The 12,008-nt window shown below is 59.9% G+C and carries 15 protein-coding genes; 6 read left to right on the forward strand and 9 right to left on the reverse strand.

The genetic code is table 11. The features are described from left to right. Positions 1–19 precede the first annotated feature (19 nt). The gene (gene rarD / locus ACZRJ6_RS14750) at positions 20–901 is read right to left on the reverse strand and encodes an EamA family transporter RarD (RefSeq protein WP_463968588.1); all 882 of its coding nucleotides are present in this window, start codon (positions 899–901) and stop codon (positions 20–22) included. A 131-nt stretch (positions 902–1,032) separates the two neighbouring features. Here rarD and ACZRJ6_RS14755 point away from each other — a divergent pair, with 131 nt between their 5' ends. Next, positions 1,033–1,509, forward strand: a complete 477-nt coding sequence (locus ACZRJ6_RS14755) for an Lrp/AsnC family transcriptional regulator (RefSeq protein WP_463968587.1) — start codon at positions 1,033–1,035, stop codon at positions 1,507–1,509. A gap of 36 nt (positions 1,510–1,545) precedes the next feature. On the opposite strand, the gene ACZRJ6_RS14760 is transcribed toward ACZRJ6_RS14755, so the two are convergent. Then, complete coding sequence (locus ACZRJ6_RS14760) at positions 1,546–2,556, reverse strand: aldo/keto reductase (RefSeq protein ID WP_463968586.1); 1,011 nt, start codon at positions 2,554–2,556, stop codon at positions 1,546–1,548. A 120-nt stretch (positions 2,557–2,676) separates the two neighbouring features. Beyond that, positions 2,677–3,987 carry an MFS transporter gene (locus tag ACZRJ6_RS14765; protein WP_463968585.1) on the reverse strand — a complete coding sequence of 437 codons (1,311 nt, stop codon included), beginning with the start codon at positions 3,985–3,987 and terminating at the stop codon, positions 2,677–2,679. Between the two features lie 171 nt (positions 3,988–4,158). Between ACZRJ6_RS14765 and ACZRJ6_RS14770 the strand changes: the two genes are divergently transcribed. The 3 genes from ACZRJ6_RS14770 (at position 4,159) to ACZRJ6_RS14780 (ending at position 7,107) form a co-directional block, all read left to right on the forward strand. After that, positions 4,159–5,259: a sugar diacid recognition domain-containing protein gene (locus ACZRJ6_RS14770; RefSeq protein ID WP_463968584.1), complete on the forward strand. Its 1,101-nt coding sequence runs from the start codon at positions 4,159–4,161 to the stop codon at positions 5,257–5,259. A gap of 111 nt (positions 5,260–5,370) precedes the next feature. Next, on the forward strand, positions 5,371–6,516 hold the full coding sequence (locus ACZRJ6_RS14775; protein WP_133102658.1) for a glycerate kinase: 1,146 nt from the start codon (positions 5,371–5,373) through the stop codon (positions 6,514–6,516). A gap of 78 nt (positions 6,517–6,594) precedes the next feature. Next, on the forward strand, positions 6,595–7,107 hold the full coding sequence (locus ACZRJ6_RS14780; protein WP_463968583.1) for a GNAT family N-acetyltransferase: 513 nt from the start codon (positions 6,595–6,597) through the stop codon (positions 7,105–7,107). On the opposite strand, the gene ACZRJ6_RS14785 is transcribed toward ACZRJ6_RS14780, so the two are convergent. After that, positions 7,104–7,796, reverse strand: coding sequence for an aspartate/glutamate racemase family protein (locus tag ACZRJ6_RS14785; protein WP_463968582.1), 693 nt, complete (start codon positions 7,794–7,796; stop codon positions 7,104–7,106). The two genes, ACZRJ6_RS14780 and ACZRJ6_RS14785, sit on opposite strands and share 4 nt — an antisense overlap. Before the next feature lie 126 nt (positions 7,797–7,922). Here ACZRJ6_RS14785 and ACZRJ6_RS14790 point away from each other — a divergent pair, with 126 nt between their 5' ends. After that, complete coding sequence (locus ACZRJ6_RS14790) at positions 7,923–8,417, forward strand: hypothetical protein (protein ID WP_149414639.1); 495 nt, start codon at positions 7,923–7,925, stop codon at positions 8,415–8,417. A 49-nt stretch (positions 8,418–8,466) separates the two neighbouring features. Here the strand turns inward: ACZRJ6_RS14790 and ACZRJ6_RS14795 are convergent, their stop codons facing one another. Then, positions 8,467–8,592 carry a hypothetical protein gene (locus tag ACZRJ6_RS14795; protein WP_463968892.1) on the reverse strand — a complete coding sequence of 42 codons (126 nt, stop codon included), beginning with the start codon at positions 8,590–8,592 and terminating at the stop codon, positions 8,467–8,469. Between the two features lie 283 nt (positions 8,593–8,875). Between ACZRJ6_RS14795 and ACZRJ6_RS14800 the strand changes: the two genes are divergently transcribed. Next, positions 8,876–9,547: a DUF3313 domain-containing protein gene (locus ACZRJ6_RS14800; protein WP_463968581.1), complete on the forward strand. Its 672-nt coding sequence runs from the start codon at positions 8,876–8,878 to the stop codon at positions 9,545–9,547. A 260-nt stretch (positions 9,548–9,807) separates the two neighbouring features. Here ACZRJ6_RS14800 and ACZRJ6_RS14805 read toward each other — a convergent pair whose 3' ends face one another. From ACZRJ6_RS14805 to ACZRJ6_RS14820, 4 genes are read right to left on the reverse strand one after another with little or no spacing between them, the layout of a single operon-like run. Continuing rightward, positions 9,808–11,208: a DUF1254 domain-containing protein gene (locus tag ACZRJ6_RS14805; protein ID WP_463968580.1), complete on the reverse strand. Its 1,401-nt coding sequence runs from the start codon at positions 11,206–11,208 to the stop codon at positions 9,808–9,810. Positions 11,209–11,235: 27 nt separating this feature from the next. After that, positions 11,236–11,466, reverse strand: coding sequence for a hypothetical protein (locus ACZRJ6_RS14810; RefSeq protein WP_463968579.1), 231 nt, complete (start codon positions 11,464–11,466; stop codon positions 11,236–11,238). Positions 11,467–11,475: 9 nt separating this feature from the next. After that, on the reverse strand, positions 11,476–11,610 hold the full coding sequence (locus ACZRJ6_RS14815) for a hypothetical protein (protein WP_463968891.1): 135 nt from the start codon (positions 11,608–11,610) through the stop codon (positions 11,476–11,478). Then, positions 11,607–11,966, reverse strand: a complete 360-nt coding sequence (locus tag ACZRJ6_RS14820) for a response regulator (RefSeq protein ID WP_463968578.1) — start codon at positions 11,964–11,966, stop codon at positions 11,607–11,609. The genes ACZRJ6_RS14815 and ACZRJ6_RS14820 overlap by 4 nt, the downstream gene beginning before the upstream one ends. Between the last annotated feature and the right edge of the window lie 42 nt (positions 11,967–12,008).

The following is a 12,008-nucleotide window of genomic DNA, read 5'->3' on the forward strand; positions in this document are numbered from 1 at the left end:
GGCTTTGTTTTGCCTGTTATCAGGCTTTGCGTTGTCGCACTAAATGCTTGAACCCTTCAAACACCAGCACCACCACCGCCAGCCAGATCGGGATATACGTCAACCATTCCCCCGGCCCGATGCTTTCCCCCAGTAACAGGGCCACCCCCAGCAACAGCACCGGTTCCACATAACTGAGCAATCCGAACAGGCTGAACGCCAACAAGCGGCTGGCAATGATATAGCTCACCAGCGCTGCTGCACTGATCAGCCCCAGCATGGGAATCAACGCGTATAGCCCCTTGTGGGTATCCAGCACCGCAAAGCCCTGTTCGCCGCTTTGCACAAACCACAGCGCCACCGGCAGCATCAGCGCCATATCGAGCCACAGCCCGCCCAAATGGTCGGTAGCCAGCCGTTTACGGAGAACAAAGTAGGTTGGGTAACCAATGATCACCAACAGTGTCGCCCAGGAAAAACCACCCACCTGGTACAGTTCGTTGAGTACGCCTGCGGCGGCAAAAAATACCGCAATCTGTTGCAGGCGTGACAGCCGTTCGCCATACACCAGGCGACCGGTCAGGACCATGGTCAACGGCAGCAGGAAGTAACCGAGGGACACATCGAGGCTGCGGCCGTTGAGCGGCGCCCACATGAACAGCCACAGCTGCACCCCAAGCAACACCGAAGACAACAAAATCCCTCCGATCAGCCGAGGTTTGCCCGCCAGCAGTCGGACCAACTCCAGCACCCGTCGCCACTCGCCGCTGACCGCCATGAACACGGTCATGCACGGCACCGTCAGCAGCATCCGCCAACCAAAAATCTCAAGGCCACTCAAGGGTGTGAGCAAGGATGTGAAGTAATACATCACGGCAAACAACACCGAGGCCAATACCGATAGAGCAACACCTTTAGACACGCTGTCCTCGCGAAGACGATTCATACAAGAGAGGGGGAAATCAAGGTGGGAATATATTGCTTTTGCTGTGAGACGTTTGCTCTGTTTTACGGCATCTTATGAGAAATTTTCTCACCTCAAGGTCTGCCCTGATGCCCGTCAACCCACAACCGCCCCTCGATGCCTTCGACCTGGCGATCCTCAAGCACCTGCAACATGACAACACCACGGCGCTGCGGGTGATTGGCGAGCAGGTCAGCCTGTCTACCGCTGCGGTGCAACGGCGGATCAAACGCATGGAGCAGAGCGGGGCGATCACTGCCAATACGGCAGTGGTGAATCAGGAGGCGGCGGGCAAGCCCATCACCATTCTGGTGGAGGTGCATGCCGAACGAACCCACATTGAAGACCTCGACGTGCTCAAGGCGCAGATGTCGATCCCTCAAGTGCAGCAGTGCTATTACGTCACTGGCGACGCCGACTTCATGCTGGTGGTTGTGGTGGAGACCATGAAGGCCTACGAAACCCTGGCGCGACAGTTGTTCTATGAGAACCGCAACATCAAATGGTTTCGCAGCATCGTGGTGATGGACCGGGTGAAGGTGAGCCTGGACGTGCCGCTCGATTAACTGACAATACAGCTCCCACGGGGTTTAGGGTGCTCATCAAGGATGAGCAATCCGCCCCGACACAAAATGCCCCACATCATTGAACCCTGGCGTCGAGGCATGCCCTGGCGTCACCAGCGAATCAATGAACGCCTCATCCTCGGCACTGATCTTCACCGCCAGCGCCTGGGTATAGGCATCCCACTGCGCCTCGGTGCGCGGCCCGACAATGGCCGAGCTGACCGCCGTGTTGTTCAGTACCCAGGCAATCGCAAACTCGACAATCCCGACACCCCGCCCCTGGGTGTACTGCTGGATCTGCTGAGCAATGCGCAGGGACTCGACCCGCCATTCGGTTTCCAGGATGCGCTTGTCCTGGCGCCCGGCACGGCTGCCGATGTCGGGTGTGACATCCGGCGCGTACTTGCCGCTCAGCACGCCACGAGCCAATGGGCTGTAGGGAACAACGCCAAGGCCGTAGGCTTGCGCAGCAGTAATCTGTTCCACCTCGGCCTGGCGATTGACGATGTTGTACAGCGGCTGGCTGATGACAGGCTTGTCCACCCCCAGGCGCTCGGCCACGCGGATCACCTCGGCGATACGCCAGCCCCGATAGTTGGACAGGCCCCAATAGCGGATCTTGCCCTCGCGGATCAAGTCGCCAATGGCCGACACCGTTACCTCCAGTGGGGTGTTGTGGTCTTCGCGGTGCAGGTAGTAGATGTCCAGGTAATCAGTGTCGAGGCGGTTGAGGCTGGCCTCCAGGGCATTGAACATTCGCTTGCGGCTCAAGCCGCTGCGGTTGGGCGGGCCGTCAGCCGGGCCGAAGCCAACCTTGGACGCCACCACCCAATCCTGGCGATGACGGGCAATGGCTTCACCGACGATTTCTTCGGAACGCCCACCGGTATAGACGTCGGCGGTGTCGATGAAATTGAGACCCTGATCCCAGGCCTTGTCGATGATGCGCAAGGAGTCCTCGGCGCTGGTCTGCTCGCCAAACATCATACTGCCCAGGGTCAGCGCGCTGACCTTGAGCCCGGACTGGCCCAGTGTGCGGTAAATCATGGTGAACTCCTCATAAGGGATGACGTGGGCTATGCAATACCAGAGAGCGAGGCTCTGGAACAAGCCCAGCGCCTGTGTCCACGTAAACCTTCATTTGCGAGCAAGTCCGCACCGAGCGCGTTACACCTTCAGCGTGCGCGTCATCCGCAACGCCAACACACTACCTGTCACGATCACCGCCGCCAGCAGATACAGCGCCATATCGGTAGACCCGGTGGCGTCCTTCACAAACCCGACCAAATACGGGCTGAGGAAGCCCGCCATCTGCCCCATGGAGTTGATCAACGCCAAACCACCGGCTGCGGCGCCAGCACTGAGCATGGCCGTCGGTACCGGCCAGAACATCGGCAAGCCGGTGAGGGCGCCCATGGTGGCGATGGTCAGGCCGAGGATGGCGATGGCCGGCGTGGTGGCGAAGTTCACCGCGATTATCAGGCCGATGGCACCCATCAGCATCGGTACTACAAGATGCCAGCGCCGCTCTTTGCGCAGGTCGGCGGAACGGCCTACCAGCAACATGAAGACGGCGGCCAGGAGGTAAGGGATCGCACTGAGCCAGCCAATTACCAGGTTATCCGAGAATCCCATGTTCTTGATGATCGACGGCAGCCAGAAGTTGATGGCGTATACGCCGCTCTGGATGCAGAAGTAAATCAGGCCAAACGCCCAGATCGCTGGGTTCTTGAATACTTCCAGTAGGGAGTCGCTGGTGGTTTTCGGTTTGTTGGCCAAGTCCGTCGCGTGGTCGGCTTCCAGCACCGAGCGCTCATGTGGGGTGAGCCACTTGGCGTTGGCAAAGCTGTCGCTGAGCAGGAAATACGCCAGGGCGCCGAGGATGATCGTTGGAATACCTTGCAGCAGGAACATCCACTGCCAGCCGGCAAGCCCGCCTTGGCCGACGGCGAAGTGGTTGAGGATCCAGCCGGAAAACGGGCCGCCCAGCAGGCCGGAGACCGGGATCGCCGACATGAACAGCGCCATGATCCGCCCACGGCGGAAGGTTGGGAACCACTGCGAGAGGTACAGCACCACGCCTGGGAAGAACCCGGCTTCGGCGGCACCGGTAAGCAGGCGCAGGGTGTAGAAGTGAGTGGGTGTCGTGACGAACAGCAGGCACGTCGACAGGGTACCCCAGATGATCATCATCAGCGCAATCCAGCGCCGTGGACCAAACTTGGTCAACGCCAGGTTGCTCGGCACGCCGCACAGCACGTAGCCGATAAAGAAGATCCCGGCGCCGAGGCCGTATACCGTCTCGCTGAACTTCAAGGCGTCGAGCATCTGCAGCTTGGCAAAGCCGACGTTGACGCGGTCCAGGTAATTGAACAGGTAGCAGATGAAAATGAAGGGGATCAGGCGCAGGGTGATGCGCTTGTAGACGGCGTTTTTGTCGTCATCGTTGGCCAGGGTAACGGTGGCGCTCTGTGACATGGCGTTCTCTCTTTATTATGATTTTTTGCAATGCGGGGGTAACGTTGATCGCCCCCAGAGTGTCGGCCACCCCACTGTGGGTGTCTTTGTGCCCGCGCACAGCAATTAATCGTTTGCGCTGTGCCTTTGAACAACCGCTCAAAGAAACCGCTTTCCAAGGAATTTAGCCCCATGTTCGAACTGGATCATGACCTGGCGCAAGATATTGTCGATCGGACGATGGCCATTTTGCCCTATAACGTCAACGTCATGGACAGCCAGGGCCTGATCCTCGGCAGCGGCGAACCGGAGCGCATCAACACCCGCCATGAAGGCGCACAACTGGTGCTGGCCAACGGTCGGGTGGTGGAGATCGACGGGCAGACCGCCAAGCACCTCAAGGGCGTGCAGCCGGGGATCAACCTGCCGCTGCTGCACGATCAGCGCTTGATCGGCGTGCTGGGCATCACCGGCGAACCGGAGCTGTTGCGCACCTACGCCGAACTGGTGCGCATGACCGCCGAAATGCTGGTCAGCCAGCGCCACCAGCAGGCCGAGCAGCAATGGCGGCGCCAGCGTTGTGATGATTTGCTCGCCCTGTTGCTGGCCGAGCGCGGCGACTCGCCGCGCCTGGTGGACGAAGCGCAGCAACTGGGTCTCAAGCCGCAACTGGCCCGCACGCCGTATTTGTTTGAGCTGGGCCCTGGGCAGACGGCCGATGCCTTGAGCGCCTGGCTGGCGTCGCGCTACCCGGACAGCTGGTGCGTCAGCTCAGCGCAGTTCTCTTTGCTGTGGTGCCGGCCGGCGTCAGTGCTGGTGGACAACCCGCGCCTGCTGGAAAAACTTGAAGGCCTGGGCTGGAACATCCTGCGGGTTGCTGTGGGCGGACAGGCTGATGGGCTGTCTGGATTGCGCCGCTGTTATAGACGGGTGGGCGATCTACTCGCCTACGGGCGTGATGTGCTGCCTCAGTCGAGGCTGCTGACCCTCACGCGCTACCGATTGCCAGTAATGCTCTGGCGCCATCGCAACGATGATGCCCTCGACGAACTGCTCAACCCCCTGCGCAAGGTGCTGGCCAAGGACAACAACGGCCAATTACTGGCGACGCTGCGCAGTTGGTGCGAACACGATGGCCAGAGCCAGGCCTGCGCCGATGCCCTGGGCATTCACCGCAACAGCCTGCGCTACCGCATGGAGCGCATCGCCGAGCTGAGTGACGTCGATCCGTTGACTCTGGATGGAATGCTGGCGTTGTACCTGGGCGTACAGCTGCTCCCCCAGCCTGTGTAGGAGCGGTTTTGTAGAAATGAACAACAAACCTCACCGGAACTTGTGCAAAGGACCGGCGTTATTGCCGGTGTCAACTGGCAGCATGGGCGTCATACACACCGGAGAAAGCCCATGAAGATCATCATCGCACCCGACTCATTCAAGGACAGCCTGAGTGCCGAAGGCGTTGCCGAGGCCATTGCCCAAGGTCTGGCACAGGTCTGGCCTGACGCGCAGTTGATCAAATGCCCGATGGCGGATGGCGGTGAAGGCACAGTGGAGTCGGTGCTTGCGGCCTGCGAGGGTGAGTTGCGTAGCAATCGGGTGCAAGGTCCGTTGGGTGGCACTGTAGAGGCACGTTGGGGCTGGTTGGCCGCAAGCCACACCGCAATTATCGAAATGGCCGAGGCCAGCGGCTTGCAACTGGTAGCCCCGGGCAAGCGCGATGCCTGTTCCAGCAGCACCTTTGGCACCGGCGAATTGATCCGTGCCGCCCTGGATGCCGGAGCCCAACGCATCATTCTGGCGATTGGCGGCAGCGCCACCAATGATGGTGGCGCCGGGGCGATGCAGGCGCTCGGTGTGCAACTGCGTGATGCCAGCGGCGAGCTTCTGGCCCGTGGCGGCCTGGCGCTGGCGAAGTTGGCGCATATCGACCTGGAGCAACTGGACCCGCGCCTGGCCCAGGTACGCTTCGAAATCGCCGCCGACGTCAACAATCCCCTGTGCGGTCCTCACGGCGCTTCGGCAATTTTCGGCCCGCAAAAAGGCGCCAATCCCCAGCAAGTCGAACAGTTGGACAAAGCCCTCGGCCACTTTGCCGATCACTGCGCCCAGGTCCTGCCCAAGGATGTACGCGACGAACCCGGCAGCGGCGCAGCAGGCGGCCTGGGTTTCGCTGCCAAGGCCTTCCTCGGCGCGCAGTTTCGTGCAGGCGTTGAAGTGGTCGCCGAACTGGTAGGCCTGGAAGCTGCCGTGCGCGGCGCCGACCTGGTGATCACCGGCGAAGGCCGTTTCGACGCTCAGACCCTGCGCGGTAAAACGCCGTTTGGTGTGGCCCGCATCGCCCAGCAGCACAACGTCCCTGTGATCGTCATCGCAGGCACCCTGGGCGATGGCTACGAGCAGATGTACGCCCACGGTGTGGATGCGGCGTTTGCCTTGCCGTCCGCGCCGATGACCCTGGAACAAGCCTGCAGCGACGCGCCGCGACTGTTGCGTGAGCGCGCGGCGGATATTGCGCGGGTGTGGCGCCTGGCGGCCCAGCGTTCCAACTGACGGCAGCGTTGGGCTCGCCTTCCTGTGTGCATGCCCTCTACACTGGTCGGCCACTTGTTTTTCAAAGGATGAAACACAATGCACGCCCCCGAACCCCAGATCGTCATTCAGCGCTTTACCGAAGCCCATCTTGAAGGCGTCGCCGCGCTCTACAACGACCCGGCCGTATGCCGTCAGGTGCTGCAAATGCCTTACCAGTCCGTCGAGGCCTGGCGCAAACGCCTGGTGATGGATAACGAGCGGCGACTACAGTTGGTGGCGCTGCATGCCGGTGAGGTGATCGGCCAACTTGGGATGGAACAGTACTTGCGCGTTCGCCAAAGCCATGTTGGCTCACTCGGCATGGGCGTTGCGGTGGCCTGGCAAGGCAAGGGCGTAGGCTCCAAACTACTGGGCGCAGCGCTGGAGGTGGCCGACAACTGGATGAACCTGCACCGGGTGGAACTGACGGTGTACGCCGACAACGAAGCCGCCCAGCGCCTGTATCACAAGTTCGGCTTCGAGACCGAAGGCCAGTTGCGCGATTATGCCCTGCGTGACGGCGTTTTTGTCGATGCCCTGACCATGGCGCGGCTGCGCAAGTCAGCCTAGTCCTCCAAGGCAAACGCCACCGCAGCCTGCGCATGCAGCTCGGTGGTGTCCAGTAGCGGCAGGCCGCAATGCTCGGGCTTGATCAGCAGGCCGATTTCCGTGCAACCGAGAATGATGGCCTGGGCGCCGCGAGCCGCCAGGGATTTGATCACCTGTTGATAGACCTGGCGTGACGCCTCGCTGATCACCCCGACACACAACTCCTCATAGATGATCCGGTGCACTGCCTGGCGGTCTTGCGCGTCTGGCACTAGCACGGTCAAGCCTTGGGCAGTCAGGCGTGCCTTGAGAAAGTCTTGTTCCATGGTAAACGCGGTGCCCAGCAGGCCGACGGTCAGGGTGTTTGCTTGCACCGCCGCGGCACCGGCGGCGTCGGCAATATGCAGAAACGGTATCGACACCGCCGCCTCAATTCGCGGCGCCACCCGATGCATGGTGTTGGTACACAGCACGATGCACTCGGCGCCACCGGCCTGCAGACGGCGGGCCGCATCTTCCAGGATCAGTGCGGCGTCATCCCAGCGCCCGGCGTGCTGGGCCTGCTCCACGGGGCCGAAATCGACGCTGTACATCAACAGTTGCGCCGAGCGCAGCGGGCCGAGTTGATCACGCACGCGCTGGTTGATGATCCGGTAATACTCGGCGCTGGACTCCCAGCTCATGCCGCCGATTAGACCAATGGTACGCATGCAAAGCTCCTGAAACAGGTGGGCGAGTTACCCACCTTACCCAATGGCTACGCTTTAGTCATACGCCCTCTGCCGGCATCTGCCATGATTCAGGCTCGCAACATGGGTCACCCAAGGAACACCGCAATGGACGATGTACAGCAACTGGGCGAAATGCTCCGTCATTACGCCGATAGCGAAGCGCACAAGCAGCAGCAATTTGAGGTGCAATCGGCCCATTGGACGCAAAAGATCGGCGAATTGTTCGACCAGATCCAGCAGTGGCTGGAGCCAGTGAAAACCGTCGGTTTGCTGGAAGTGCAGCGTGAAGCGTATGTGGCGTTCAGTCCGGCCGTTCTCGCCGAAGTCTCGACCTTCAAGACCGAGAAGCTGACCATCCACATCGCCGGCAAACCGGTGGAGTTCGTGCCGGATGTGATGGGCGCTGGCGGCCTGATTTCCCTATCAGTGATGGGCTTGACCGCCGCTCGATACGGCAGCATTTCCCTGGTGCTGCTGCCGGGTAAAAACGACTGGCTGTGGAAGAAAACCAACGGCCTGAAAGACCCGGACACCTTCGCCTTCGATGCCAACTTCCTGGCCTTGCAGTTGCAGAGCCTGATCCCCCGCGAGCGCGGTTGATCGTGCAGGAGCGAGCAAGCACCAGGCGTCACCTCGCTCCTACAAAAATCTAAAGCTCGACATTGCCCCAGCCTGGTTTCGCTTCTTGCGGTACCACCGCCTTGACCTGCTTGCCGGTCGCCAGCTGGGCCTTGGGCTCCTGACCGTTTTCCAGGTAGTACTGGATCAACGACAACCGGGCATTGCGGTTTATTGATGCAACGGTGCTATGCCGAAGGTGCAGGCCACCTTGAAGTCGGCCAGCACCGTCTCGGACGTGGCCTCCTGCATCGCCAATTGATGGCGCGAACCTTGTCAGTCCTTGACCTGGGCGGTATGCAGTCCTGACGCAGGCCATCGGTCTGTCAAATCAGCGCTGTAGAATATCCCGCAATCGTGAATGGAAAACGGGTTATTTCGCCAGAGTTGGCTATACCTACAGCTCAGTGTTCAGACGATGACTGTCAAGGAGTTGTGCCATGAAGCTAGGGCTAATGATTAGTACACTATGCATCGCCTCGATCGGGTTGGTGGGTTGTGCCAGCAAGGTCACGCAACCGGACGAGTACTCCGGATTTCTCAAGGACTACGGCAAGCTGCAAGAAGCCAAGTCACCGTCGGGTGTGGAGGTGATGCGCTGGGTCGATCCCAAGTTGAATCTGCGCCGCTACACCGCCGTGTATATCGAACCCACCCAGTTTTACCCGCAACCCCAGGCTACCACCAAGATTCCCCAGGCAACCCTGAACGGCATCAATGCTTACTATAACGAGGCCCTCAGGCGTGAACTGAGTAAATCATTGCCGCTGGCCAACGGCCCCGGCCCTGCAATCATTGTAGTGCGCGCGGCGATCACCGCCGTCAGCAGCAAGGCCGAAGGCCTCAAGCCCTACGAACTGATCCCTATCGCGTTGGTGGCAGCGGCGGTGAACACGGCATCAGGCGGGCGCGACGAGGAAACCACCCTGGGCACCGAAGCGGTGTTCCTTGATGGCGATACCAACCAGGTGGTGGCGCAAGTGGTGCGCAAAGGCACCGGTAAGGAATTGGAAAATGATGCCCAAGTGATGAAGCCCGAAGATGTGAAGAATGTGATTGATGGCTGGGCGTCGGATATGCACCAGTCGTATCTCAAACTCAAGAGCAAGTGATCGCTATCTACACATCTCTTGAGGTTGCTGATAGCTGAGGGGGCAGGTTCGGTTCTGAGTACATATCCGTTGTTGCGGTAAGGGTGTAACCCTATGCAGCCCTGACCAAAATAGCGGATATGTACCCAGCCCAGCCTATGCCTGCAGCCCCAGAGGGGGCAAGCCGGCTCGCCACAGTAGGCCAGGCAGAAGTTGGTCAATCGCCGGTAATACCATGGCTCTACTCCTTGTTTCGGCCTGACGTCAGGGATGTGCGGGTGTTACTTCATCGGGGTCAGCAGTGGCAGCTTCCACTGGCCGCTACCCACCTCAGGCTTGGGCAGGTAAATGCGCAGCACGGTGTAAAATGGACCGGGTGGTGCGGGCAACCAGTTGCTTTGTTCGGCTTTCGGCGGCTCGTGATGTTGCACCATCAGCGTCAGGCCGCCGTCGGCATCAAGCTTGAGGCCGGGCAACATCCGCGAATTGATCAGGTAGCGCTTCTTGTGGTTGGGCACCAGCAGTTTGCTCTTGCCGTCGTACATCGTCAGCGACCAGAAGGCATCGGTCGGCGGCAATTGGTCCTTGGCAAAGTGCAGGGTGTAGCTGCGCTTGGCACCGTTGGCGGGTTTGCCTTCGCTGTCGACGAAGTAGCCCATGTACGCCGCTTCATCGGTGGAGTTACCGAAAATCCCCATGTCGGCACCGGCGTAGCGGTACAGGTAATTGTTTTTCAGGTGGTCGCGGCTGCCGAACAGATCACCGCTGGACACTTGGTGGCTGTCGACCTTGTCTTTCTTGAAGGTGGCGAATTCAGCCTTGCCGTCGGCGATCCCGTCTTCCAGGGCCTTGCGCTGTTCGGCGCTCAGTTGGGCGACCTTGAACGGTGCCCCAGGGGCGATGCCGATTTTGGCGAAGCGCACCAGGGTGTCTTTTTCACTGTCCTGGGGCGCGGCGAAGGCCAGCATGAAGTTGAGGTAGCGAAACAGCTGCGGGCTGTCGCTCATGTTGGGGGTGGGTTTGGGCCATTGGATTTTCGCCGTCTTGGCCGGGGCCGGTTGTTTCACGTAGCTGCTCAGGGACTGGACCTTGTAACCGGCCTGGATCTGCTTGACCTTGCCCAAGTCCTTGTCGTCGAACAGCTGAGTGCGGTACAGCGCGTAGGCGATGTTGCTTTCGCTATACACCACCCGGTCGATGTCCACCGGCTGCTGACCTTTCCAGCTCGGGCCGGCAATCATGTAGTGCCCGCCGTTGTTGCCGGTACTGCGGGTGCCCAGGTAGGCGAAGTTTTGCGTGTAGAGGTCGATCAACTGCACCGAGTAATAGCGGCTTTCATCGATTTTCGGCAGGGTCAGCACCACGGGCTCACGGCGCAAATCCAGCCAGACGAAGGAGTAGGGCGTGTCCGAATTGGGGGTGACGAACGCGGTGTCCTTGGGCGTGAAAACCTGGGCAGTGTTGCCGATGTGGTTGAACGACGCCTTGAAGTTGGCACCACTCTTGTCCACCGCTTGGGTGTAGAGGGTTTTGTACATTTCTACCACCGGGAAGCCGTACAGATACGCTTCCTTGGCGATGGCTCGGGCTTCGCTGGGTGTGGCTGTGAAATCGGCCCAGGCGCTGGCGCTCATGAGTATCGAGAGGCTCGCCAGCAGCAGGCGGGTCGGTTTTCCAATCATGTTGTTGCGTCCTTACTGGGCTCTTTATTAAAGAGCCGGGGTGATGTCGTCGGGTTTCCAGCTCTTATCGAGGTAGGCCTGGGTGGGCGCAGACAGTCGTAAATAGCTGAACCAGGGCTTGCCCGGCAGAGTTTGCACCCAGGTGTTCTGGAAGTCTTTTGCGATGCGGGTGTCGAGCCCCTGGGCCTGTACACCCACACCACAACTGGCCGACAGGGCCAACAGGCTGAATCCGGCATTGCGAGTCAAGGCATGCATATCACGTCCTTATTTTCCGAAGGTCACGTTGATCCCGGCAAACAGGGTGAACTGTGGCAAGCCGTTACCTTTACGGGCAACGGTCCACTGGGGTTTGACGAAAGCGTTGAAAATATTGCCGCCGGTGAGGGGAAAGGGTTTCAAGCCAGGATGGACTTTACCTTGTCCCGCAACTGGTCGATGGAAAATGGCTTGCCAATCACCTGCATGTCTGCCGGCACATCAATGCTTTCGGCATAGCCGCTGGCAAATAATATGGGCAGGGTGGGACGCAATTCACGGGCCTTGCCGGCCAGTTCCTGGCCATTCATATCCGGCAAGCCGACGTCGGTCATCATCAGGTCGATCACCTGTTCGGACTTTTTGATGATCATCAGGGCTGCTGCGGCATCTGCGGCTTCAAGCACCAGGTACCCCAGCTCTTCGAGGACATCGACGATCAACATGCGCACGATGGCGTCGTCTTCGACTACAAGGATGGTGGAGGCAGCGGCGGACATAGTGAAGGTTCCCAAGAAGTGGAGGTACAGGTCTTTATGGGT

The organism is Pseudomonas sp. C321, from assembly GCF_055407105.1.